At 59.5% G+C, this 25,185-nt stretch carries 23 protein-coding genes; 2 read left to right on the forward strand and 21 right to left on the reverse strand.

From position 1 onward, the window contains the following. Positions 1-41 precede the first annotated feature (41 nt). Together NTD84_RS01525 and NTD84_RS01530 are read left to right on the forward strand one after the other, a co-directional pair. A complete protein-coding gene (locus NTD84_RS01525) occupies positions 42-2,384 on the forward strand; it encodes a CocE/NonD family hydrolase (RefSeq protein WP_262162993.1) in 2,343 nt (780 codons plus the stop codon). A gap of 36 nt (positions 2,385-2,420) precedes the next feature. After that, complete coding sequence (locus tag NTD84_RS01530; RefSeq protein ID WP_262162996.1) at positions 2,421-2,975, forward strand: nuclear transport factor 2 family protein; 555 nt, start codon at positions 2,421-2,423, stop codon at positions 2,973-2,975. 57 nt (positions 2,976-3,032) lie between these two features. Here NTD84_RS01530 and NTD84_RS01535 read toward each other — a convergent pair whose 3' ends face one another. From NTD84_RS01535 to NTD84_RS01635, 21 genes are all read right to left on the reverse strand, one after another. Then, entirely contained in the window at positions 3,033-4,007 is a 975-nt protein-coding gene (locus tag NTD84_RS01535; RefSeq protein WP_262162997.1) for a LysR family transcriptional regulator, read from the reverse strand. Then, a complete protein-coding gene (locus NTD84_RS01540; protein ID WP_262162998.1) occupies positions 4,000-4,980 on the reverse strand; it encodes a LysR family transcriptional regulator in 981 nt (326 codons plus the stop codon). Before NTD84_RS01540 ends, NTD84_RS01535 begins: the two co-directional genes overlap by 8 nt. A gap of 215 nt (positions 4,981-5,195) precedes the next feature. Continuing rightward, positions 5,196-5,939, reverse strand: coding sequence for an SDR family NAD(P)-dependent oxidoreductase (locus NTD84_RS01545; protein WP_262163000.1), 744 nt, complete (start codon positions 5,937-5,939; stop codon positions 5,196-5,198). 74 nt (positions 5,940-6,013) lie between these two features. Further along, positions 6,014-6,889, reverse strand: coding sequence for an SMP-30/gluconolactonase/LRE family protein (locus tag NTD84_RS01550; RefSeq protein WP_262163002.1), 876 nt, complete (start codon positions 6,887-6,889; stop codon positions 6,014-6,016). A gap of 74 nt (positions 6,890-6,963) precedes the next feature. Then, positions 6,964-7,455 carry a VOC family protein gene (locus NTD84_RS01555; RefSeq protein WP_262163003.1) on the reverse strand — a complete coding sequence of 164 codons (492 nt, stop codon included), beginning with the start codon at positions 7,453-7,455 and terminating at the stop codon, positions 6,964-6,966. Between the two features lie 19 nt (positions 7,456-7,474). Continuing rightward, positions 7,475-7,831, reverse strand: a complete 357-nt coding sequence (locus NTD84_RS01560) for a DUF4286 family protein (RefSeq protein ID WP_262163004.1) — start codon at positions 7,829-7,831, stop codon at positions 7,475-7,477. A 125-nt stretch (positions 7,832-7,956) separates the two neighbouring features. Continuing rightward, positions 7,957-8,481, reverse strand: a complete 525-nt coding sequence (locus NTD84_RS01565; protein WP_262163005.1) for a nuclear transport factor 2 family protein — start codon at positions 8,479-8,481, stop codon at positions 7,957-7,959. Between the two features lie 45 nt (positions 8,482-8,526). Further along, positions 8,527-9,000: a VOC family protein gene (locus NTD84_RS01570; RefSeq protein ID WP_262163006.1), complete on the reverse strand. Its 474-nt coding sequence runs from the start codon at positions 8,998-9,000 to the stop codon at positions 8,527-8,529. Positions 9,001-9,044: 44 nt separating this feature from the next. After that, positions 9,045-11,519 (reverse strand): efflux RND transporter permease subunit, encoded by a 2,475-nt coding sequence (locus NTD84_RS01575; RefSeq protein WP_262163007.1) that lies wholly within the window; start codon positions 11,517-11,519, stop codon positions 9,045-9,047. A gap of 50 nt (positions 11,520-11,569) precedes the next feature. Beyond that, positions 11,570-12,682, reverse strand: a complete 1,113-nt coding sequence (locus tag NTD84_RS01580; protein WP_262163009.1) for a WD40/YVTN/BNR-like repeat-containing protein — start codon at positions 12,680-12,682, stop codon at positions 11,570-11,572. Positions 12,683-12,726: 44 nt separating this feature from the next. Continuing rightward, on the reverse strand, positions 12,727-14,094 hold the full coding sequence (locus NTD84_RS01585; protein ID WP_262163011.1) for a DUF1329 domain-containing protein: 1,368 nt from the start codon (positions 14,092-14,094) through the stop codon (positions 12,727-12,729). A 12-nt stretch (positions 14,095-14,106) separates the two neighbouring features. Further along, a complete protein-coding gene (locus NTD84_RS01590; RefSeq protein ID WP_262163012.1) occupies positions 14,107-15,789 on the reverse strand; it encodes a DUF1302 domain-containing protein in 1,683 nt (560 codons plus the stop codon). Between the two features lie 483 nt (positions 15,790-16,272). Beyond that, a complete protein-coding gene (locus NTD84_RS01595) occupies positions 16,273-17,163 on the reverse strand; it encodes a LysR family transcriptional regulator (protein WP_262163013.1) in 891 nt (296 codons plus the stop codon). A 17-nt stretch (positions 17,164-17,180) separates the two neighbouring features. After that, positions 17,181-17,795, reverse strand: a complete 615-nt coding sequence (locus tag NTD84_RS01600; protein ID WP_262163016.1) for a glutathione S-transferase family protein — start codon at positions 17,793-17,795, stop codon at positions 17,181-17,183. Between the two features lie 42 nt (positions 17,796-17,837). Continuing rightward, positions 17,838-18,770, reverse strand: a complete 933-nt coding sequence (locus tag NTD84_RS01605; RefSeq protein WP_262163017.1) for a fumarylacetoacetate hydrolase family protein — start codon at positions 18,768-18,770, stop codon at positions 17,838-17,840. Next, positions 18,767-19,738 (reverse strand): flavin reductase, encoded by a 972-nt coding sequence (locus NTD84_RS01610; protein WP_262163019.1) that lies wholly within the window; start codon positions 19,736-19,738, stop codon positions 18,767-18,769. Before NTD84_RS01610 ends, NTD84_RS01605 begins: the two co-directional genes overlap by 4 nt. A gap of 71 nt (positions 19,739-19,809) precedes the next feature. Further along, on the reverse strand, positions 19,810-20,829 hold the full coding sequence (locus tag NTD84_RS01615; protein ID WP_262163020.1) for a VOC family protein: 1,020 nt from the start codon (positions 20,827-20,829) through the stop codon (positions 19,810-19,812). Positions 20,830-20,850: 21 nt separating this feature from the next. Continuing rightward, complete coding sequence (locus tag NTD84_RS01620) at positions 20,851-21,387, reverse strand: carboxymuconolactone decarboxylase family protein (protein ID WP_262163021.1); 537 nt, start codon at positions 21,385-21,387, stop codon at positions 20,851-20,853. Positions 21,388-21,447: 60 nt separating this feature from the next. Next, on the reverse strand, positions 21,448-22,968 hold the full coding sequence (locus tag NTD84_RS01625) for a 4-hydroxyphenylacetate 3-hydroxylase family protein (RefSeq protein WP_262163022.1): 1,521 nt from the start codon (positions 22,966-22,968) through the stop codon (positions 21,448-21,450). Positions 22,969-23,129: 161 nt separating this feature from the next. Then, a complete protein-coding gene (locus NTD84_RS01630) occupies positions 23,130-23,984 on the reverse strand; it encodes an HpcH/HpaI aldolase/citrate lyase family protein (protein WP_262163023.1) in 855 nt (284 codons plus the stop codon). Then, positions 23,984-25,177: a CaiB/BaiF CoA transferase family protein gene (locus NTD84_RS01635; protein ID WP_262163024.1), complete on the reverse strand. Its 1,194-nt coding sequence runs from the start codon at positions 25,175-25,177 to the stop codon at positions 23,984-23,986. The genes NTD84_RS01630 and NTD84_RS01635 overlap by 1 nt, the downstream gene beginning before the upstream one ends. Positions 25,178-25,185 lie beyond the last annotated feature (8 nt).

A 25,185-nucleotide genomic window follows, 5' to 3' on the forward strand; every position in this document is an offset into this window, starting at 1 on the left:
ACTGCGCAATACCAAGATCTGCACTACAAGAGGACCTCTACATGAGCGATACCCTGCAGACTTTTACCCACGCCACGGCGTTGCACGCTGACGGTAGCGGACACGATGTCCGCATGCTGCAAACTGGTCTGTTTTCCGGTCCGGTCGCCGGCCTCAGGTATCAGACTTCCACCCTCAGTGGGCTGACGAACGAAAACGGTGAGTTCCACTACCGCAAGGGCGAGCGAGTCGCCTTCCTGGTAGGCAACACGTCGATCGGCTCTGCACTCGGCGCACCACGCCTCAATCTGGCAGACATCGTCAGCCGCGTGGACGGCAACATCAACAAGCTGCTTGACGCCGGGCTGACCAACATTGCCCGCTTCCTCTGCTCGCTCGACCGCGATGGAAATCTGGACGGTGGCATCTGCATCGACCCGGCAGCACACGACATTATCGGCAGGTATCGCCTCAATTTCCGCCACGATATTTCGTTTGCCGGTCTCGCGCTGAACCCGGTGCTTGAGTTTGAACAGGATCCCTTGATCGCCTCTGTACTCGCTGAGCTTTCGGCCGCTGGTGTCTTTACCGATCGTACACCGCGCCAGCTCTGTCATGCGGCGACTGCACGCAATGAAATCCGGCGGAATATTCTGGGCATTTTGCGTTTCAAAGACGTCAGGATCCCCCTGAAAAACGGCCTGCACGTGTACGCGGACGTGTTCCGTCCAGCCAAGCCAGGCCGCTTTCCGGTCATCATGAATTGCGGCCCTTATGGCCGGGCGTTCTATCACCATTCGATTGCCGATGATGCCGATTTCGCCGCCCACGAGGACCTGGAGGAGCGCTATTTTCACGGCAATCCCGAAGGGCAAGTCTTTGAGAATCACGAAACGGCCAATACGGTGGATTGGGTTCCGCATGACTATGTGCTGGTGCGCGTTGATGGCCCTGGCTCGGGCAAAAATCCAGGAACACTGGCGCCCTTTGGCATAGAGACGGCCGAAGCCTTTCGCGATGCGATTGATTGGGCGGGAGTGCAGGGCTGGTCGAACGGCAACGTCGGGCTGTGGGGCATGTCGTACTACGCGATGAGCCAGCACGCAGCGGCAAGCCTTCAGCCGCAGCATTTGAAAGCAATGATCGCCATTGGCACCGATGTTGATCTGTACGATGAGGTCGCTTACACCGGGGGCATCCTCAATGAGGAGTTTTTCAGCCACTGGTACAAGGCCGGCGTACTGGCTGCGGTGTGTGGTGAACCCACCGCAGTCGACTTTATCGGCATGCTCAAGGAGGCCACGTTCAAGGACTCGGATACCACCAAGGCATTCGGCCCGCGCTCCACGATTTTGATGAACCCGGACATGAGCAAAGTGAACGTTCCTCTTTGGGCCATCGCCTGCACAACGCACATGGCGCACTTCCATCAACTCGGCAGCAGCGAGGCCTATCTGGCCACGAACACGGCGTCCAAGAAGATCGATTTCTGGGAAGACTGGTTCACCAAAGCCTATTCGCGAACCGCCATCGCCGACCATCGGGCTTTTTTTGACCATTGGTTGAAAGGCATCGACAACGGCATCATGGACACCCCTCCGGTGCGTCTTGAGATTCGAAGTGGAAACGGCGCTTCCTACATTCAGGAAGAACACGAATGGCCCATCGCAAGAACGGACTATCCGCGATGGTTCTTCGACGCGACGCCATCGGACTGGCAAGGTGACGAACACCGCGATGACTTTCTACGCCTGACGTTGACCCCTCCGGTCGTCCACCGCAAGGCAGATTACTCCGCGCAAATTCCGTTGCCGCTGCGCACGGGGATACCGCCGTGTTTTCTTCCCGTTAAACCACCCTCAGTACTGGAAATCTGGAAAACCGGCCTTTCTTTCATCAGTGAGCCAATGACGGAGGACAAGGTGTTCGCCGGGTATGGCAAAGCGAAGCTGTGGGTGTCTTCCACCAGCGCGGACATGGACATCTTCGTGAGTCTGCGTGTACTCGATGAAACCGGCCAGGAAGTCGACTATGCCGGCCCGACCACGATGGGCATGAACGTGCCCAACTACCCCTTGGCCAAGGGCTGGCTGAAGGCATCCCATCGCAAAGTGGATGCAGCGCGTACCACCGACTACACGGTCAAGCACACGCACCTCAAAGCCGACTATGCACCGCTTGAAAGCGATGAAGTGGTGATGGTTGAAATCGAGATCATTCCCAACACAGCGTTGATCCGCAAAGGTTACCGCCTGCGTGTGGATATCCAGCCTTTCGATGGGGTCGATCACGGCCCTCGGCACGGATACGACAGTGCCTACCACGACGGCGCACGAAACACGGTCTACACCGGGCCGGATCGCCAGGGTTTTATCCAGCTACCGATTGTTCCAGCGAAAACGTAGTTGCACCTCTAACAACAATGAATACGGGAGATAGCCATGACGCTCGAAGAACTTGCCGCGCGCACCGAAATTCACGATGTCCTGCTGCGCTATTGCCGTGGCCTGGACCGGATCGACATGTCACTGGTACGCGGCGCCTTTCATAAAGACGCCTACATCCACTTTCCAGAAAGCCTCCATGTCGGAGGCGCCGAGGGCTTTTTTCAGTTCCTGACGGATGAAATGCCCCGATTTGATCGTACTCAGCACTTCCTGGGAAATAGCCTGGTCGAATTCGATGGCCCCGAGATTGCCTACGTCGAAACCTACCTGCAGGCTGATCACGCCGCTTCAGAGCGTCACCACTGGAGCGGCGATACGGTTAAATTATGGGCGCGCTACTTTGATCGATTTGAACGCCGCGACGGCGTGTGGCTCATTGCCGAGCGTCGGCTTATGGTCGACTTGATGTACCGCTATCCCAAGGGAAACTGGTTCGACGATCATCCGGACGCTTCCGGCAGTCCCCGTGACGGGACTGATCGGGTACTGCGCAAGGTAGCCGGGTTTTCGGGCACGCCGATCGCAGATCGGTCACTCGCAGACGCTTGACCGACGATCACCAGAGGGGCAATGCCCCTCTGGTCCTCCCCCTGAAAACCCCCTTGATTACTGCAACCGGCGAACCGCCGGTTGGTTGCCAAACCGAAAACTGCCCAGTAACTGAATATGCTCCTGGGTCACCTGTTGGATTGCACTGATCGCCGCCACCATCAGCGCTGAAGGCGTTGGCCGCGCCGGTTGCACCAACAGCAACTCCAGCGTCAGTCCGGCACCGGCAAAGGGGTTGATCCTGAAGTCTCGTTCTGCGGGTTCAACACTGAAATCGTGGACGAATAGCAGACCGGGAAGAATCGCCATCCACTCGCTCTGCCTGATCAGGTCGAGCGTCGCCAGCACAGCGTCGAGCTGGTAACAGGGGCCCGGCCCCGACAGCGCGTCCAGCTGTGAACCGATCCACTGCGCATACTCGCGACTGTCAGGTGCCAGCAGCTTGAACCCTGTCAGCTCGTCGAGCTCAATGAACTCGCCATGCTCGAAGCCACTGTCATGGGTAATTGACGAGACCAGAAACGCAGGTGTGGCGGCAAACACGGTCGTGGACAGATCCGCCGGTGGCTGCGAAATCGACGGAATGATCGCAAAGTCGAGTTCGCCGGCCCGGACCCTGTCGATCAGCATATTGCTGGGAGCATCGATCACCGCGATAGAAGCGTTGGGGTTCTGCGACATCAGGCGCAGATAGGCCGGCGCGAGCTGATAGGTCGCCAGTGTCGGCGTTACCCCGAATCGGACTTCGCCGGACAGGCCCTGCTCGAAGGTGTCCAACGCCAGCAGAGCCTTGGAATTGGCCGCCACCACCTCCAGACAATGCTGGTAAAACGAGGTGCCCGCCGCGGTAGGCTCTACACCTTTCTGCCGGTCGAACAGCTGTACGCCGAGCATTTCTTCGATCTGTTTTATGTGCTGGGAAATGCCGGACTGAGTGGCGAACTCACGTGCCGCCGCGGCAGTGAACGATCGTGTCTCGTACACCGCCACAAACATTTGCATCTCCCGCAGACCGGGCAGCGAGTCATTCATGGCGCGGTCTCTCATTGAAGTCTGCGTTTGACGACTGCTCGCCGTGGGCGATACGGATCGGTATCGCGTTGATTTCTTCGGTGGCTTTCTTCAAAAACTCGATGAAGTTCCGGGCAATCGTCGACAAGGGTTTGCGCGCCGGCTCTACCAGCAGCATTTCGTCCCAGAGAATGGGATCGGCCAGCGGGTTAAGCGTGAAGCGCTTGCGGCGTAGATCGTCGGCGATAAACAGCCCGGAAATAATCGCCGCCCAATGGCTGGAGCGCACCAGATCCATGGCGCCCAGCATGGACTCGAACCAGTTGAGGCGCTGCACCACATGCACCTTGTGATCGATCAGGTATTGCTCCAGCAACGGCCGTCGCCCGATCGGCAGCACCAGGTGCAAGTCGTTGATGTCGCTGAGGCGCACCGGTTCGCAGTGCGGCAAGCCTGAATCAGGCGAGGACACCAGAAACGCCGGCGTTCTCGTGAACAACGATGTACTCAGCCCGACCGCCCCGCCACCGCCGTCGTAAGACATGCGTTGAGTGATGGCGAAATCCAGCATTCCACGGCGTACAGCGGTCGCGATCACGCTGCCGGCACCTTCGGTAAGGTGAACGGATACGTTGGGATACGCGGCTTCAAAAGCCAGCAGTGCGCGGCTGAACACCGAACGCGTCATGGTCGGGATCATGCCTATACGCAGCGAACCGTCAGAGGGCTCCGCGCGATGACCGACCGCGTTGCAGGCGCTTTCGTGCTGACGCAGCAACTGCACGCATTGCTGGTAATAGGCATGACCGGCGGGGGTGGGGATAATCGTGCGGTCACGGGCGAACAGCCGCACACCCAATTGATTTTCCAACTGCCGAACGTGCGCAGACACACCGGACTGTCCCAGCCCCTCGCGGCTGGCAGCGACAGTGAAGGAGCCTTCCTCGTACACGGCAACAAACATGCGGATGTGCATCAACTTGGGGAGCATCATGCGCGGAATAGTCTCTTGTTATTGCTTGCTGAACACCGTCAGCAATTTATAGGTGGCTCGTACTCTATCCATATCGGGAATGGCTTGCCAGCCCTGATCCAACCCCGATGAACAGGAGCAAAATCAGCTGTTCCGGACAGGCGAAAGAAGGGGTTAACGAGGGAGACAACGGCAAGACTGCGCTTGCCGATCGTCCATTAACCGGAGGATGCGCTTCAGCAGGTTTTCATCATGCCGCCATCGACAGCCAGCACCTGTCCCGTCACGAACTGCGCATCCTCACTGGTCAAAAAGAGCATCGGCCCGACCATATCGTTCGGCACCGCCATTCTTTTGAAGGCCTGTAAATTTACAATGCCATCCCGTACGGCGTCGGGTATGTGACTCGTGCCCGGAGTCGCGGTCAGCGCGGGTGCGAGGGTATTAACGGTAATGAAGTCCTTGCCCAAATCATTGGCCAGTCCTCGGGTAAAGCCAATGACGCCCATCTTGGTTGCCATGTAATGGCTGACGCCGACGGCGTTGGTGACGATCGATGTCGAGGACACATTGACGATGCGCCCCCATCCATTCGCTCGCAACATCGGCACGAATACTTTTGCACTTAAAAACATACTGTCGAGATTGATTTCAAACGTGCGCCGCCAGGTTTTGAATTCCAGATCATCGAAGTGCACATTGGGATAGATCCCGGCGTTGTTGACCAGAATGTCGCAGCGACCGTATTGGTTTTTGACCAACTCTCCGGCAGCGATCCAGTCGGCTTCCTGACTGACATCACAATGAATGGCGATGGCCTTGCCCCCAACCTCCTCGATCAGCGCACAGGTTTGCGAAAGGTCGGCGATGTCCAGCAGGGCCAGGGCGGCGCCACGCTGTGCCAGTTGAATCGCCAGTTCCTGGCCAATGCCCTTGGCCGCGCCAGAAACAACGGCGACTCGATTTTTATGGGTTTGCACGGCGTCTACCCCAAAAGTTAAAGGCTGTCGTTGCCCGCCGCACAACACTATCGAGTAGCGCGGCAAGGTCAGGTTTAACCACCAAAACGCGGCTCTGGCAGCCCTTGCACACCCAAACCACGAACGGCGAAAAGACTCCCGCGCATCACGTTGTCACCCGGATAGCGTGGCAACGGTGGTTTGGCCATCGAAGTGACAAACAACGTATCCATGTCAGGCCCGCCAAAGTTGACGCTGGTGATCTTCTTCACCGGCATGTCGATGACCCGATCGAGGCTGCCGTCCGGCGCAAAGCGGCACAACTTACCGGCGTAGACCTGAGCATTCCAAAGATAGCCTTCGGCATCGACCGTCGAGCCGTCGGTGGTGGTTGTCTCGGTAAAACCTGCTTTGGTGAAGGTGCGACGATTGGCGATGCCGCCGGTTTCGAGGTCGTAGTCATACGCCCAGATCTCACCTGAAAAGGTATCGGAGAAATAGAACGTCGAACCGTCAGGGCTCCAGCACGGCCCGTTGGAAATCGCAAAACCTGAATCGAGCGTATGCACCGACAAATCCGGGTCAATGCGAAACAGCGTGCCATCGGCGAAGCCCTCGCGGGTGTCCATGCTGCCGACGATGAAACGCCCACGCGCGTCGACCTTGCCGTCATTCAGGCGGTTGTGAGGCTTGTCTGGCTCGGGATTGATGATCAGCTGTGTCTCGCCCGTGCCGAAGTCGAGGAAGTGAAACCCCGAGCCCAACGCCACAATGGCACCGCCAGTACGGCGCAGCGCCATCGAACCGATGGTGTCGGGCATCTCCCACGTGCGCACCTCGCGACCGTCAGCGGTGCAGCGATGAACGCGACCGCCGACCACGTCGATCCAGTACAGGCGCTGCTCCTGCACATCCCATACAGGGCCCTCGCCGAGAGTGGTTTTTACGTCCACCAGAACATCGATCTGCATGTTATCTCCTGGATTTTCCTGAACGGAATGAGGCGATCCGACCCAAGCTGAACCGCAATATTGAGCGGAACTGCTTAAGCTTTTGGTGGTTCGGCGATGGTGATGAACACGCCGTAAGGGTCTTTGAAGCTGAACCAGGTCATGGTCAGGTTTTGCCCAGGCTTACGGATGATGATGTCCTTGGGCTCGCAAACCACTTCGACACCTTCGTACGCGCTGATCTTTTCAAAGGCTTCGCGAGTGTTTTCAACCAGCAGTGCAAGACGGGTAATCCCGACCTGATTCATCAAGTCGTAAGGGCCATCGCCGATGATGGTTGCCGGCTTGGTGTACTCGATCAGGTTGATTTCCGTGGCGTGCCTGGCATCAGCACCTGCGGTGAGGATGTGATGGGCGTAAATACTGATCTCATCTTCGGCGAAACCCAGCAGCGGGCCATCCGCTTCATCGGTTCTGGTTTCAAAGGTCGAAACAAAACCCAGTACATCACGGTAGAACTTGAGGGCCTGATCGACGTCCGGGACAGTGATGCAAACGTGAAGCAGTTTTTTAACCAGTGCGTTCATGACTTTTACCGCCCTTTGATTAGCCGTTCCAGGTGTTAGTGAGGTCGTAACGAGTCGCCCATTGGACGTCGTACACCTTGTCGCCCCAGGTCTTTGTCTTGTCTTCACCCGCTTCAATGCGCGACGGGCTCTTCATCCAGTCTTCGAATTTTTCCTGGCTGTCGAACTCATAAATCGTCAGGTACGTCGGGCACGGCTGGGTGGTTACGCCGACGTGATAGGTCTCCTCGGCCAGTTTGAAACGACTGACTTTTCTCACGCAGTCACCCTGCATCAACATCGGTACATGCACGTCGTCGTACCAAACATTGAACTTGTCTTCGTCTTCCGCTGAGCAATTGATGCCCACTGTCCAGATAACGGTCTGGTCATTCATGGTTAAGTTTTCCAATATAAAAAGTTGCTGTTCGCCAGAGCCCCACAATGGAATTTCGGGCAATAGAAACCCCAGACCACTTCCGTCAAACAATCGGAAGTGGATCCGTCATTGCTGTTGACTGATTACTTTTTGGCGATGGCTTCGAAGAACCGGACCTTGCCTTCTTCGCGATGACTGCGCAGCGTGTGGGTGGTCATCACCGGGTGCTGTTCATACGCGGGCTCAGGGACATTCGGGTTGCCTGTCCAGGAAATCAGCCGGCACACACGATTGCTGATGCGCCAGCCTTTGTCGGTGCGCACCAGAATATCGTCGTACCAGCCACGGCCCACCCAGTCAGGGCCACCCACTGCCGAATCACGGGATAACAGCCAGTCGCCGTAGGTCAGCGCGTAGGCCGTGTCGCCTTCCACGTGTACGCAGGAACCGGTCATGGTGTGCATGTGATTGGTCAGCGTTTCATGGAAGTCCTTGAAGGCGAACTTAAGCGCACCGACCGACTTCCAGACGGCGCCGGCCGGCCCGAAATCAGCGTGGGCATCTTCGGTAAACACCTCGTCCAGCAAGTCCCAGGCGTGAGCGTCCAAGGCGACGCCATACAGGTTGATGACGTCAATAATGTCGGACTTGTCTTGTGTGACACTCATTTAAATTCTCCGATTTTTCCGAGTAATAAATTCTACAAACACGGTTTACTTGCAGTACTCAATGACTTCCAGAACGTTGTCGAACGGGTCTTTGAACGTCAGGATCTTGAATTTGCCGCCGGTAGGCGCGATCACCACCTGTGGCTCGCAGAGGAAAACGATGTCGCCACGCGCCTTGAGCTTCTCATGAATGGCATCGGTGTCGTCTACACCGAACGCCATACGGTTGATGCCGGCGTGGTTCAGCGGCGCGGAAGCGTTTTTGTTGACCACGGTTTTAGGCTCGACGAATTCGATCAAGTCGATAACCGTGGCGTTTTCCTTGTCCTTGCCTACGAGGTGGTCGGCGTGGATTTCAATGATCTGGTTCGGGAAACCGAGGATTTCACCGGGCGCCCTTTCGTGGCGCAGCTTGCCGATGGACTCAAGGCCGAGCACGCCACAGTAAAACTCAAGTGCGGCATCGATATCAGCGACGGTGATGCACACGTGAAACAGGCGATTGATATAGCGATCCATGGTGTTTCCTTATTTTAGGTGGTGTGAAAAATCAGGTTGGTCAGTCACGGCAGGCATCGTTCGAATACCGGCTTCTCAGGTTTTCTCGCGGGGATAGGCGTCGATGTCGCCGGTTGCGGCGCTTTATCGGTCACTTCGACGACGGCACCGACGCGTGCGCTGGGCAGCAGAAACCGCGCCAGTGCCGGGATCAGTACCAAGGCGCCGAGCATGTTCCACAAGAACATGAAGGCGAGCAGCAGGCCCATGTCCGCCTGGAACTTGATGGTGGAGAAATGCCAGGTCGCGACCGCTGCGGCCAACGTGACGCCAGTCAGCAACACCACGCGGCCGGTGAACTGCAGCGCCGTGGCATAGGCTTGTTTCAACGTGGCGCCGGCACGCATCTGCGCAAGCGTTACGCTCAACACGTACAGCGCGTAATCCACGCCGATGCCAACGCCAAGGGCGATCACCGGCAAGGTCGCCACCTTGACGCCCATGCCCAGCGCGACCATCAACGCTTCGGCCAGAATAGACGTGAGCATCAGCGGCAGCATTGCCACCAGCACCGCTCGCCAGGAGCGGAAAGTCACAAAGCACAGCAGCGCCACTGCTCCGTAAACCATGAACAACATCTGGTACCAGGCTTTGTGAACCACGATGTTCGTGGTGGCGTCGATCCCGGCGGAACCAGCTGCCAGCAGGAAGGTGGCGTCCTTGTCGTTGTTTTTGGCGGCGAAGCGCTCGACCAGGTCGACCACCTGTTGCAGGGTCTCGGCCCGGTGATCACGCAGGTAGGCGTACACCGTCAGCAAGTTACATTCTTCGTTGTACAGTTCGCGTGGCGCTCGGGCGGTGATGGTGTTGAGCATGCTCTGGTTGCTGGACAGGTCGTACCACAGCGGACTGCCCTCGTTCATGCCGACCATCAGGCGCCGTTGCAGGCGCGCAATCGACTGAGTGGATTCCACGCCCGGCAGATCCATCAGCTCCCATTCGAGTTGATCGACCCGACGCAACACGTCGTACTGACTGCAGTTGCCCTCGGAAGTCTTGACCATGATCGCGAAGAGGTCATTGCTGGCGCCGTAGTTGCTGGTCAGGTAGCTGACGTCGCGGTTATAGCGCGAGTCGGCTTGCAACTCCGGAGCTCCCGGGTCGAGGTCGCCAACCTTCAACTGAGTGCCGACGGCAACGCCAACCACCGCCAGAACCACGGCTGTGCCGATTGCTGCCGTGGCACGCCGTCCTTCGGTGAACCGCACCAGCCAGACAAAGAACGCACCGCTCTCCCCCGCTGCGGTGGCCGATTCCCGGCGCACGGCGCGTTCGGCGGCTTTACGGCTGACACCAACGTAGCTCAACAGCACGGGGAGCAAGATCAGATTGGAAATCACCAGGACCAGCACGCCGAGGCTGGCGGCGATGGCCAGTTCGCGGATCACCGGAATGTCGATCATCAGCAGCACCGCGAAACCAACGGCGTCCGCCAACAGTGCAGTCAGGCCAGCGAGGAACAGGCGGCGGAAGGTGAAACGTGCTGCGACATAGCGGTGCGTGCCACGACCGATGTCCTGCAGAATACCGTTCATTTTCTGCGCACCATGGCTGATGCCAATGGCGAAGATCAGAAACGGCACCAGCATCGAATACGGGTTCAGCGAGTAACCCAGCAGCGGCAGCAGGCCCAGTTGCCAGAGCACGCCGGTCACCGATGTAATCACCACCAGCGCGGTGCTGATCACGTCGCGGTTGTACAGGTACACCATCGCCGCACAGATGATCAGTGCGATGAAGAAGAAGCCGATCACCTCCTGCATGCCGTCCATGAGGTCGCCGGACAGCTTGGCAAACCCGGTGATGTGAATGGCTACCTCGTCACTGCTGTACTTGGCGCGCAATTGCTCAAGCTGCCTGGACAGCGCCGCGTAGTCCAGCGGTTTGCCGGCCGTGTCATGTTCCAGCAGCGGCACCTGAATCACCGTCGAGCCGCCGTTGACCGCGACCAACTGGCCGATTTCGCCCGAGCGTTGCACGTTCATGCGCAACGCCTCGATCTTCGCCGGCGAGCCGTCGTAGTGCGCCGGGATCACCTGCCCGCCGTCCAGACCGTCTTCGGTCACGGCCGTCCAACGCACGTTTGGCGTCCACAGCGATTTCATGAATGCGCGATCCACGCCCTGCAGGGTGAACACCTCATCGTTGATCTGACGCAGCGTTTCCAGATAGCGCGCGTTGTAGATGTCGCCCTTGCGTGCCTCCACCGCGATGCGTACCGAGTTGCCCAGGCCCGTCAGCTCTTTTTTGTGTTCCAGGTAGTTGGTGATGTAAGGGTGACCGGTCGGAATGGTCTTTTCGAAGCTGGCATTGAGCTTCAGGCTCAGCGCGCTGAAGCCCAGCAGGACGGTGACCAGCACGCACAAACACAGCACCAGGATGCGGTGGTTGAACACGGCGCGTTCGAGCGCAGAGCCCGAGTGCGGATCAAAATCTTCGAGCCGGCAAGCTCCGGTCTCAGCAGGTGTCACTGTGTTCATTTCATTGGACTCTTATAAGGCGCATCGAGTGAGCGTGCAGGCGGATGTCGTCAACCAAGCCGGGACACTCCACCCATGCTGGTGGCCACCAGCCCACCGTCTGCGGCTTCGACCAGCGAGGTCAGCGGCACGCGTCGCGGCAGTTGCTGTTCGGCGAAATGCGCGCCGCCATCGCGACTGGCAAGCACTCGCCCACCCTGCGCCAACAGCATCACTCGGCCATCGCGCAGCTCGACGCTGGACAAAATCGTTAACGGCGCCGCCAGTTCGATGGCGTTCACGGTTGTACTTCCCGGGTCGATGCGGCACGCAGCCCCCAACAGCCCGGCAAAAACAAAACTCCCACCGCGCGTGGCCGTTGCGGTGAAAAGGGTCCGTTCGGAAGGTGCCGCCAATGCGGTGAAGCTCGCGCCATCATCGTCGCTGCGCATCAGCACGCCCTGCTCGCCCGCTACCACCCAGGTTTTGGCATGGTGGGCAACCGCATACAGATGCATGCTCATGGGATTGGCCAGACGCTCGCGGCAAGGCGTCCAGGTTTTGCCACCGTCATCGGTGCTGGCGGCGAGGCCGAAGGCGCCCACCACCATCCCGTGCAACGCGTCGGCAAAACAGATCGACAGCAGCGGTTTGTCTGCACCATCATCCACCAGGCGCTGGGCCTGCTGGACGCGGTGCTCGCGATCGCCATCGGTGTCGGGCAACGCCTGCGCCTGAACGAGACTGGCCGTTGCCAGGGCGATTCCATCGGTCTGAACAGACCAGTTCTCGCCACCGTCAGAGGTATGCAACACAACGCCACTGTGGCCAGCGATCCAGCCCTGACGGGCATCGACAAAACTCGCTGATGTCAGCGTCACACTCACCGGCACGTGGGCCTGGCGCCAGTGTCGACCGCCGTCGTCAGACAGCACGACCATGCCGCGTTCGCCCAGCGCCACCAAGCGGTCACCGGCCACCACCACGCGGGTCAGCACAGCCTGTGCTGCCCGTGGGGTCATGGTCGCCGGTTGGCCGAGCAACCCAGGCATGGCTGCCGAAGCGAACGCCACCGTGGTGGAAGCCAGCGTTGGGGCCAACAACACCTGCAAACCCACACCCAACCCCACCAGCAACAGCCCGCGACGGGATACGTCGACGCCTTCATTGTTGTTGTTATTCATACCGGTCATCTCATCAGGTTCATCGTTCAAGCGAGATACAGTCTTTAGCGAACGCCCTCTCCAGACAGGGACTCAGGCGTGAAGATGCGGTCTGGCAACGTGGCCTTGAGGTCGACTTGTTTGTCGCGCGGGAAATAGGCCGAGGCAAAGTAGCCGCCGCCGATCAGGTCGTACGACATATAGCCCGCGACGATGGTGCCGGGACCTGCCGGAAATACGGTGGGCAGGTTGTACGTCACTTTCCACAGTTGCCCCTGGGCATCCCAACGTTCGCCGGCGACAGCGATCCAGGTGTCCTCATCCAGATAAACGCGCAGGCGTGGGATGACATGGCGCTGACCGGCCTTGAGCGTGCCTTCCACCACCCACACCCGATGCTGCTCGAAGCGCACGAAATCCGGGTTGACGGTCTTTTCAGACATGAGCTTTTCCAGCGACGGCGCCTGGTGATAGCTGTTGGTGTTGTACGGCACGTACATTTCTTTCTTGCCGACCAGCTTCCAGTCGTAACGACCGATGGACGAGGAATACACTTCGACTTCGTCGAAATTGAGGATGCCACCCGCCACCGGGCTCGGTACGTCGCAGCAGGTCAGCGGCAGACGACGGACCCGGCGCTGGCCGGTCAAATAGACCCAGGTTTTCGACTCGATGTCGTTGATGTTGACGCGTTGCAGCAGGATCTCACCGGCACGGATCGGCGGGCCGGAAGTGTCGACGCGACGCACGACAATGTTGGAGCCGGCGGCCTGCCATTTCTCCAGATTGCTGTTCTGGTCGTAGTAAGGGAACGAACTCTTGGCGACGTTCTGCGAGACCGGAATCACTTTGCCTTCCGGCGTCACGCGAGCCAGGCTAGGTGTGGTCTGGTAGCTCGGGGTTGTCCATCGCAGCAGGTGGTTCCAGATCGCCTCTTCGCCGTTCTTCGGAATCGGGAACGGGATGCCGCCGTAGGTGCCTTTCGGGAAAGGACCGAGTTCGCCGGACGGATCCATCGTCGCCCGGGTAGCGTTGGCTAGAGTGTTGTCATACACCCATTGCGGCGCTGCTGCGGTGCGCCGGGTCGGGAACACTTGAACGTTGAAGCTGGGGAACCGCTTCAACAGGCCCAGGGTGCCTTCGGTCAGTTTGTCTTTGTACTGATCGGCGTTCTGCGCCGTGATGGTCAGCAGCGCTTTGTCCTTGGAAAACAGGTCTGGAATCGCCGCCGACGTGGCAGAAGCATCGACCGGATAACCGCCCTCCCATGGAGGAATCGAGCCGTCCTTGTTGCCGGCACGCTCGGCACCCAGCGGCGTCAGTGTGGTTTTCAGTTTGGCAGCTTCATCAGCCGAAACAGCAGCCTGGACGACCGGGGCTGTCAGTGCGGCGCACGCCAAAGCCAGCAGCGTCATGCGAGTGAACATGGTCATTATTGTTTTCCCTTAGAAGGTGCGACGCAGCGAGACTGAGACGAAATCACGATCTTTCAAGGTCTGCGCGAAGGTGTACGTACCGTTGACGCTCGGGTCCGTCGAGGCATACGTGGCGGTGTTTTCGCCACCGTAGTAATGGGTGTACGCGAGCGTGAAATCCCAAACGGTCAGATAGTTGCCTGCCAGCGTGAAGGTCATGTCGCCGCCATTGTCAGGCCCCATGATCGCCACGGGTGATTTGCCATTGTTGTAGCCAATGGTGAACGAAGGCGTAAGGTCCAGGCCGTCCAGCACGTTACGCTGCGGCAGCGCGTACAACGCCCGGACCGCTGCGGCGCGCCGATCCAGGCCCGGATCCATGGCATTGCAATTACGGGTGCAACTGGTCAGCTGGTTGTAGGCCACTTCCATGCTGAAAGCGGGCTCGTCGGACAGGAAGTTGCGCGGCATGCTCCAGATCATCGATACGTTGGCGTGGGCCGAGTTGCCGATGGCATAAAACGCGTGGTTGTTGTTGTCCGCCTCTTGGCTTCCAACCTCCACCGGCAGGCTGGTCAACGGCGTGTCGCGACGGACAGAGATCTCACCGGCGTAGTTGATCGTATCCACCGTCGTGGTGGCACTGATGCCGAACGCCTTGATGTCTTCGGGATACACCCATTGATACGTCCCGAACCCGGCGCCTGTGACAGGGGTGCGTCCTGCGTGTGAATAAAGCACAGGCGTTTTGGCGTGGTAGCGGATCGCATAGGCACCGAACTCCCAGTCGCCCAGCTGCGTGCGCAATCCAAGACCGAACTGGCCGCTGTCTTTGGCCTTGATGTCCGCACCGCGCGACAAACCGATGCCCGGTATGCCCGGTGCAAAGCGAATTCGCTCGCCGCCATCGCCGATGAAGTCGTTGACGGAGAAGTAGCTGCCGGCAGCCGGCAGGCGCGTCGCCTCCCAATCGTATTGGTAGTAACCCATCAGGGTCAGCGCTGGCGAAAACTGGATCTGGCCCGAGAACTGGCCCACCGGCCTGATTATTTCCTTGGTGGTCGATCCAGGTACCGAAGATGCCTTGACCGCATCCACCGGAGACTGGGTACCGGCAATGGCGTTGGCGCCAAAGAACAGGCTCTCGCCCCACAGCACGGTGTGTTGGCCCAAACGGCCACTGACTCGCGCGTCGCCGACGTCGGCACCGCCAAAAACGAAGGCGTCGAGTATCTCGGCTTTGCGACCGTGCAAGTCGCGAGTGTCATGGGTGAAATGGTCGCTTGGCACCGACAGCGAGTTGTTGGTCGCCGGCGAGTTGTTGTCGTTTTTCTGGTTATAGACGTCGTCGTACCAGGCGGCGCCGCTGACTCGCAGACCGTAATTATCGTGAATGACCAGGTCCATCTCGGACAACACATCGAGACGATTGGAAATGAGCCTGCCCTTCTTGAAATTACGGTCGCCATCGTCGGCGTTGAGCGCTGCAGGGCCCTTCCCGCCACCAGGCGTGGCAGGAACGTTTTGGGTCAGCGTGTCATCCTGATCCTTCAGACGCATACCGGCAGAGTATTTAAACGTGTTGTCCCAACGCAGTTTGATGTCAGGGTTACCCACATCAATCGGCGCGGCCAGCGTCGAGCCTGCCGCCATCAGGCTGGTGGCAACCAGCACGGAGCGAAGGCTCTGGCGGTACAAAACGTCGTGCGGCACTGCAAATCTTATTTTTATTATTTGCATTTTTGCTACCTAGAGAGATTGTGTGACGCATGAACTCCGGTTGCTGATTTGCCCGATCACATGAACATCGGCCAGTCTCAGCGACCCACAAGAAATGCCTCCCATGAAGTTGTGGTACCGGTTTGAATTCATGCACGGACGAATCGTTGTGCAGGCAACACAGAGTCGTGGTTCGAGATGGGTTTTGTTGTCCTCAGACCTGACTGTGTATCTGTGTTGGCCCGAGTATATGCAGGCCCTTTTCGGCCTGAACAATGATAAAACCCGCTACACCGCAGCCAGAAAACTGATGGTTCAGTCAGGGCGCCGGTCCTTCAGGGGGGAGGCGCAAAGAGGCACGGCTGCGACCGCCGGGTTGGCGGACAGAACGGGGGCAAAGGTGCTGAACATTTGACGGGGATGCGTGGTCGCTGTGGTGGAGCCGCTTGCTCCCCCCACCACAGGTTGTGTGTCGAATTACGCGATTTTGTCGCTGGTCAGGTGCATTGCCATTTTGTCGAACAGCAGCTTCACCCGCGTCAGTTCCAGTCGCTCTGTCGGCACCATGATCTTCACCCAGCGCTCCACCAGCGGGAACTGCGCCAGCACAGGAACAAGCTCCCCCGCCGCCAGGGCATCGGCAACGATTGGCAGGGCCAGTTGCACAATCCCCTGGCCATCGCGGGCGGCGGCGCACAAATAGCCTTCATCATTGGTGATGAGCACCGGGTGCACGTCGACCTCTATGCGTCCTTCTGGCGAGTTGAATGCCCAGATGGAACCGGCGAGGGAAAACGACAGGCAAGGATGATCGATCAGGTCACGGGGATGCAGCAACGCTTCGCATCGCCCGAGGTAAGACGGCGCAGCGCACATCACCCGGGGAAAGGGCCGGATAACTTGCTCCACAACGTCCGAGTAGGCCATCTGGTCCATCCCGACCGAGATGTCGAAGCCCTCCTCCGCCGGATTGCCGCCTCGGTCAGACGCAACGATCTCCAACTGAACGAGTGGATGCTCCGCACGGTAACGGCTGAACAGGTCGCCAAGGCCCTGACGAATAAGCACCGCGGGAGCCTTGATCCTGATCGGGCCTTCGATGCTGCCAGGGCTCAATATCGCGCCGCTGGCCATGTCGCTGTAAGCGCGTAACAGCTGCCGTGCGTGGGTCAGGTAACTTTGCCCGGTGTCGGTCAGCGTCAAGCGGCGGGTGGAGCGGTCGAAGAAAGTCGTTTTGAAATCCCATTCAAGCTCGTCAACCCGCTTCATGATGACCGAGGGTGAGGTGTACAGCGTACGCGCGGCGGCTGAGAAGTTACCGGTGTCGGCGGTCACGACAAAAGCCTTCAGCTTCAACAGCATGTCCATGGGTGGAGCGCTCAAAATCAGGTGATGAGTTCAGACTCGACCGCACGACGGATTTCGACCTTCGACCACAGGCGATCGTGGTGAGCCTGACAACCCGGACCCAATGAGCCGATTCCGTTGAGCACACACCAGTGCTCAAGATAGAAAAGCGCAAAATCCGCGATGGTCATTTTCTCGAATAGCCAGTCTTTGCCGTCGATCTGTCGTTCCGCCCGGTCGAGCCCGGCCTGGAATATCTTCAGGCCCTGCGCCCTTACAGCCGCGTGGTCTGATTCGCTCGGCGCGAACTTCTCCGGCCGGCGAGCGCGAGTGTAGCCTTGCATGTGCACGGTAGATACCAAATATTCGGTCATTTCCAGCACGCGAATCTCACCTTCGATGTCCGTAGGAATCAACGCCCGTTCGGGATTTGTACGGGCAAGGTAGAGCGCGATGACCGGGAATTCCGTGAGCAGCGATCCGTCATCGCGAATCAGCGCGGGGACTTTGCCCTTGGGATTGATCTGCGTGTACGCCTCGAATTCTGACGTGCCCGCGCGCGCTGCTTTTTCGATCTCGAACGGCTTGCCGATTTCCGCGAGCAAGGCATGGATGCCGATCTGGCAGGCACCGGGCAAAAAAAACAGTTTCATAAAACATTCCTTATTGTGAGGTCGGCATGGCAAGCACGGTGACTAGATGATGAACGTTTCGAGGACGCCGATACCGTCGACGCCTGCCTCCACCCGGTCGCCCGGTTTGAGGTACCACTCACGCGGATCGGGCTTGTGGTGCAAGGCCACGCCTTCAGGCGTACCGGTGCTGATCAGATCGCCAGGCACCAGGCCAAAACGCGACCAGAACGCAACCATCTCCGGAAAACCAAAGATCAGGTCACGGCAGTCGGAGTGCTGACGCAACTCGCCATTGACCTTCAGCCACAGCACCAAGGCGTTGGGATCCGGCACTTCGTCGGCGGTCAGAATGTACGGGCCGATCGGCCCGAAGCCCGGGAAGTTCTTCCCGAGCATGATCATGCCGTTCTGCATCTCGCGCAGCTGCCATTCGCGCGCCGACAGGTCATTGAAAATGGTGTACCCGAAAATCGCGCTGGCCGGATCGATGTCGCTGCGCGCGTCAATCGCCTTGCCCAACACCAGCCCGATCTCGACTTCGTAGTCGAAATCGAGCACATCGTCGGGCCGCTTCACCTGACTTTTGTGCGGAACCAGCGTGCGCCCGAGCTTGATGAAGCCGCTCGGAAAATCGCTGTGCAGCTTGCTCGCGTTGCCGGCATTCGCCTTCATCGACTCCAGCTTGTGCCGCCCGAAATTGCGCCCGGCGCAAAACACCGATTTCTCCGGCACGGGCGTCAACCACTCAACGGTATCCGGATCATCCAGCCAGATGAAATCCTGACGATCTGCCGCCCAGGCGAGCAACTCGCGGGTAGCGTCCATCGCCTGTGCGCCGCCCTCGATCAATGCCATTACCGAGGCTGGCGTGCCGGGACCACCCCGGACGGCGGCGGCCTTGGCAACATCAACGAGCAGTTCACGGCCCGACACGGCGGTGACGATGCCGAGCCGCTCTGGCCCCGCTGCAGATTGGTAGCGTGCGATCTTCATGCGTCGAGCCGGGCCAGAAGGTGCTTCAGCACTTGCACTTCGCTCGGGTCCAGGTTGCCTTGAACATCGGCCTCGCTCGATTTGCGTATCGCGATAAGTTCCAGAACCGAGAGCCGGCCTTCGGCGGTCAGCCTGACAGCGATTTGCCCGTTGCCGGAATCGACCTCGTGAAGCAACCCGCGAACGATGAGTTTCTGAATGATAGTGGCGGAAATTCCCTGGCCTCGGACTTTCTCGCTACGCGCGACGATCTCTGGCATGCACAGACCGTCTTCACGACCGATAATGCTCAGCACCGCGTACTCCTCGGCGGTCCACTGCCGGGATTCAAGTTTTTCAATCACGCTCTGGCGGGTGCGCAAGTAGGCATTCGAGACCTGGTACAGCAAATCATCGGAAGACAGGTTGCTGAACTCGTCCGCCGACTCGACTGCTGCAATGGTTTGCTTGGGTAGCAACATGCCGTATCGACCGCCATGAAAGACCAGCGGCTTGCGCGCCGAGTGGCCAAAATCGACAATTTCGCCGACGAAGATGACGTGATCCCCGCCCTCGTACTGATAGGCCAGTTTGCAGGTGAAGCGGGCCATGCAGTCGGGCAACAACGGGACACCGTCCGGCCCCCGATCAAGTACAAGCCCTTCGAAACGGTCGACGCCCTTGCTCGCAAAGCGCGACGACAGCGCCTCTTGATCGGCGGACAGAATATGCACGGCGAAATGCCCGCTGTTGCGGAAGGCATCCATATTCAAGGATGTCCGTGCCAGGCTCCAGAGCACCATAGGCGGATCCAGCGACACCGAGGAGAAGCTGTTCGCGGTCAAACCGATGTCCACGCCGCCGGGCCCAACAGTGGTGACAATCGTCACGCCAGTGGCGAACGACCCGAAAGCGTCCCGCAATGCACGGCCGTCGAAACCTGGGCCGGCCTTGGTGGGGCCTGGTTGTGTTGCTGTCTGTGTAGTCACTTTCAATACCTCCCATCTCTTGATCGATACCGTCTCGCTGCACAGGAGCCACCGAAGTGACCCCGGCGACACTAGCGGGCGGCTCTGGCTCGAGCCTTATCCGCCAGGTAGGTCTCAAGCGTCACCAACGGGCCCCGTTCGTGGTCCAGTTGTTTCGTCGGGATGTCACTGAACGGGGTCGTCTCGTTGAACCAGCACTCCTGCGGCGGCATGCCCCAGCGCAGCGCCAAGCCGGGCTTGCGCACGTCCCACGCAACTGGCTCGACCTCGATATCGATCAGCAGGTAGTGATCACAAAACAACTCGACCCGATGGCCATCGGGATCGCGCAAATACACGAACAGCACGCCGGCCGGGCCGTGGCGTCCGGGACCGCGCTCGACGACATCGCCCATGCCCAGATTGCCGGCGATGTCGCAGGCGCGCAGGATGCTGTGGGAGTCGGAAACGGTGTAGGCAAAGTGGTGCAGGCGCGGGCCCGGATTCTCCAGAAACACGATGTCCTGAGTGCCGGGCTTGCGGAACATGAACGTCGCAATCAGCTTCTCATCCAGCGCCATGTATTCGGAGATGCGGAAACCCATTTCTGCGTAGAAATCGGTCTGCTCCTGCACGTTCGGCACTTGAATCTGGTAGTGGTCGAAGCGCATCGCCGCGCCGCCCTTGAAGTCCTGGAACTGCGTGTACACGCGCGGCGTCGTGGACATCGTGGCGCAGAGCTGCACCGGCGTTCCGGCCGGGTCGTTGACCAGCAGCGTGCGGCCCTGATGCGGTACTTCGATCCAGCGTGCTGGCAGGCCTTTGGATTTATAGAAGTGCGCGGCCTTGTCCAGCTCTTCTTCGGTGTACACCCGGAAGCCGATCGCTTCGGCGGCATGCTCGCCGTCGTGGCGCTTGATCACCAGACTGTGGTGGCAAACCTCTTCCAGACCGCGGAAATACAGGGTGTCGGCGTCGCGTTCGGTCAGCACCAGGCCAATGACCTGTTCGTAAAAATCGCGACTGGCTTCCAGGTCGCGCGAAGTGATGACGGTGTGACTCGAGCGAGTGATATTGAACGGCGGGTAATAGACCGGTGTTGGCAATGGCATGTCAATTCTCCTGATGTCTTTTCAGAGCCGAGTGAAATCGGCCTCGTTGCTCAACTCGAGGGGGCCAGTCAATCGACCGGTCATGTTGTACCAACCAATATTGAACAGCAGCGCCACGCTCTGCTTTTGCCCGAGGCCGTGGTAAACGTCTGCCCAGACCTTGTCGCTGACCTGCGCCGGCGCGCGGGTTGCGTCGCGAGCCAGGCGCAGCACGGCCTTCTCCAGATCGGAGAACAGCGGGCTCTTTTCAAAATCCCACAGCGCTTGCATCTGCTCTTTCAGAACGCCTTCCTTGAGGGCTCGATTCCAATGCGGATCGTGTTCGTAATGGGTGCCCATGGTCTGGCACGCCATGACGATGGCCATCTCGCGCAGTTTCGGATCAATGCCACAGCCGTTGCGCACCGCGTCGGCCATGGGAATGAATACGTCGAGAATCTCCGGGCAAGTCGCCAGAGTGCGAAAGATCTGCGCATTCGGCGCGTGTCCACGCTTGGCGCGCAGCAGCGCAAAGGCTTCGGGTTCGTCGTCGGGGGTGGGCAGCTGGATACGAGGCATACAAAACTCCGCACATTATTATTTTTTGGTCAGCTGCCGCAGCGATACGGCAGCCCTGGTTTACTGGCCGTTGATGCGCTGATCCCATTCGCTATTGCGATCAAGGAACGCCCACACACGGTCTTGCGCCTCGCGAGCACCGGGATAACGCTCACCGCGCATCTGGGCGTTGCGCCATGGATCGCCCGAGAAAAATTTCTCGTACAGGTTCTGCCGGCCGGCAAACGACGAGCAGGAGGCATCCCACGCCAGGCGCAGCAGTTGCATCTTGCGTTCGGCGGGAATGTCGGCCCCGGCGCAGTAGCGTTCGATGGCCGGACCGTTTTCGCTGTAGAGATCCTCGACCGTTGGCGCCACTACCACGTTGCCGGCGCCCAGCAACTGCAAGATTTCCAGTGCACGGGCATGCATCGCCGGGTACTGGGCGCGCACCACATTCAGCGGCTGCTCATACGGCACAACAGTACCGCCGGGGCCCGGCACGCAGTCGATTTCAGCGACACGAATCATCGCGCGCAACGTTTCGACGTACGCCACCAGTTCGGAAAGCTGAACCATCACGTTGGGGAAACGGCTGTGGTTCACTTCCGTCAGGTTGTAGGCGATGCCCAGCAAGAACTCCATCTTCGCCAGTGAACGCGTGGCGGACTGGTGCGAACCATGCGGGCCGGAAGGCGACTTCATCGCCGACTCCACTGCTTTGATGCTGCGGTACATGAACACCCGTTCCCACGGGATAAACGCTTCTTCGAACCACAGCACGGCGTCCATTTCGTCCATGCGTCCGGTCAGCGGGTCGTTGGCGAACCGGCCCTTCGCAGGCAGCGAAGGACGGCAAATCATCTTCATCCCGGGGGTGTCGATCGGTGCCGCGAAGCCCACCGCGTAGGCTTCGGCATCCGCCACCAGCGGGAATTTTGCTGCCGCCGGCATGATCAATACCTCGTTGGCCAACGGACCGAGGGTGGCTACCGAACGCGCGCCCGACACGTAGATGCCGGCATCGGATTCGCGCACCACGCGCATGACCATGTCGCCCGGCTGCTCGAACATTTGCAGGCGCTTGTCAATGTCCGGCGACACCAGCGAGTGCGTCAGCGCGAGGTCGTTTTCGCGGATGAACTCATGGTATTTGCGGATGTTCTGGCCGAATTGCTCACCGCCAGCGGCGAACAGTTCATACGCCGACGCATGCGCGCTGACCATGACATTAAGGAAGTCCGGTGTGCGGCCCATCATGCCGCCAACAGCGTCCATCCAGGTCTTCATCATTTCCCGGCGCAGACGCAGATCGTCAGCCGAGCGCGGCAACATGAACGAGCGACCGACGCGTGCACCGGAGGTCGGTGATTCGAAGGTCATCTTGTCCTGCAAGGCGGGATCGCATTGGATGTCATACAGATCAGCGATGGATTGAATCGCGCCACGGAAACGGCGATCTACCGTGACGTCCTTGATGCGCTCGCCATCAATCCAGACGGAGCGACCGTCTTGCAGCGAGGCGATGTAATCGGCGCCGCTGCGTACTCCGTTGCGGGCTCCACTCATGGCCATCGGTTTTTTGTTTGCGTTATTTTCCATGGGTCATGCTCCTGCATTTGAAACGTTTGGCCTGCGGCGGGAATACCCTGCGCAAGGCGAGTTCGGCTGCGGTTTCCACACCTCGATAGTATTGAGATGGGCCGCTTTTAAGAATTTGTGAATGGGCCGAAGAGTTGTTCCGAAATAGAAAAGACGACGCTTCAGATCCCGGGCCCAAACTCCGCCGCCAAGGCCAGAATGTTCCGCGCCCGCGCCATTACCGGCGCGTCGATCATCCGGCCATCGAGCACCACCACCCCGCCGCCGGCCGCGTCACCGAGTTGGCAAACGGCTTGCGCCCATTCGATGTCCTGCACCGAGGGCGTGAAGGCCGCAGCGGCTTCCGTGACCTGACTGGGATGAATCAATAGCTGGCCACTGAACCCGTGCCGCCGCGCACGAGCGGCGTACCGGGCCAGACCGGGTTGATCTCCGATGGCGGTGAACACGCCATCGACCGGCGCCGGCAATCGTGCCCGTTTGCTCGCGAGCACGAGCATCGCGCGCCACGGCAGGAACACCAGTTCTTCTGGGTCTGATTCGTCGGGGATCAGATCGAGTTCGACGGCCAGATCCAGCTTGCCGAACATCAACCGCGCGCAACCCGGCGCGCTGGCGATAGGCGCCAGGGCATCAAGGCCTTGCACGGTCTCGATGATGCACAACAGCGGTTTGCCGCTGACGCCATGGGCGTGCTGCACCTGGGCCGCGTTGTCGGCTTTTGGCAGCATCACGGCAACGATCCCGGTGTGACGGCAGGCTGCCAAATCATCCTCATGCCACAGCGTGTCGGCGGCATTGATACGCACCGTCACGCGCTCATCGGGATGCTCATCCAACCAGGCCAGCAAGGCCAGGCGCGCCGCTGATTTATCGAGCGGTGCCACCGCGTCTTCGAGATCGACCACGACAACGTCGGTGCCGCTGTTCAGCGCTTTGCCTATGCGTTCCGGGCGGTTCGCCGGCACGAACAGAAAGGTACGTGCCCGCGCCAGATTCAATTGTCGAATCGCCATCACACCACCTTCCTGTCGCGCAGTTCATCGGCGCGGTCGGCGTAACCCAGTTCACGAAGAATGGCGGCGGTATGTTCCCCGAGGGCGGGCACCGGGCCCATGCGCGCGGGATGCTCACCGCCCATGCCCGGTGGCTGCAGCGCGGGTATCGGGCCTGCGGGCGTGTTCACGGTGGTCCAGCGCTGACGCGCGGCGAGTTGCGGATGGTTCCAGATGTCGCTCATGGTGCTGACATTGGCATTGGCGATGTCAGCGGCGTCGAGGCGGGCCATGACGCCATCCGCGCTGAGGCTGGCGAAGCTCTGCTCGATCAATGTGCTCAAGACTTCCCGGTTGGCGGTGCGCAGGGCGTTGCTGGCAAACCGCACATCCGTGGCGAGTGCCGCGTCGCCCAGCAAACGCTCGCAGAACACCGCCCACTCGCGTTCGTTCTGCAGGCCGAGCATGACGGTACGGCCATCGCCGGCACGGAACGGCCCGTACGGATAAATCGTCGCATGGGAAGCACCGGTACGGCGCGGCGGCTCCTGCCCTTGATAGGCGTAGTACATGGGGAAGCCCATCCACTCGACCATCGCATCGATCATCGCGATCTCGATGCGCCGGCCTCGGCCGGTTTTGCCGCGTTCGATCAGCGCCGCAAGGATATTGGTGTAGGCGTACATCCCCGCCGCGATGTCGGCGATGGAAATGCCGGCCTTGACCTGTTCTTCCGGTGTACCGGTGATCGACAGGAACCCCGCCTCGCTCTGAATCAGCAAGTCGTAAGCCTTCTTCTCGGTGTATGGGCCGCCCTCGCCGTATCCCGAAATGTCACAGACGATCAGCTTCGGGTTGTTCGCAGACAGTGCTTCGTACGAAAGCCCCAAGCGGGCTGCCGCGCCCGGCGCAAGGTTCTGCACCAGCACATCGGCTTCGGCCAGGAGCTTGATCAGAATCTCCTGTGCCTCGGGTTGTTTCAGGTCGAGCGCAAGGCTTTCTTTGGAGCGATTGACCCAGACAAAATGCGAGGCCAAACCCTCGACGCGAGCGTCATAAGCGCGGGCAAAATCGCCGCTGCCAGGACGCTCGACCTTGATCACCCGAGCGCCCTGGTCTGCCAGATGACGCGTGGCCAAAGGCGCTGCGATGGCGTGTTCGAGCGAGACCACCGTGATCCCTTCTAGCGCAAGTACCGGTTGGGTATTAGCCATAACGGAGT

Origin of the sequence: Pseudomonas sp. 14P_8.1_Bac3 (genome assembly GCF_025466085.1) — a bacterium.
GTDB lineage: Bacteria > Pseudomonadota > Gammaproteobacteria > Pseudomonadales > Pseudomonadaceae > Aquipseudomonas.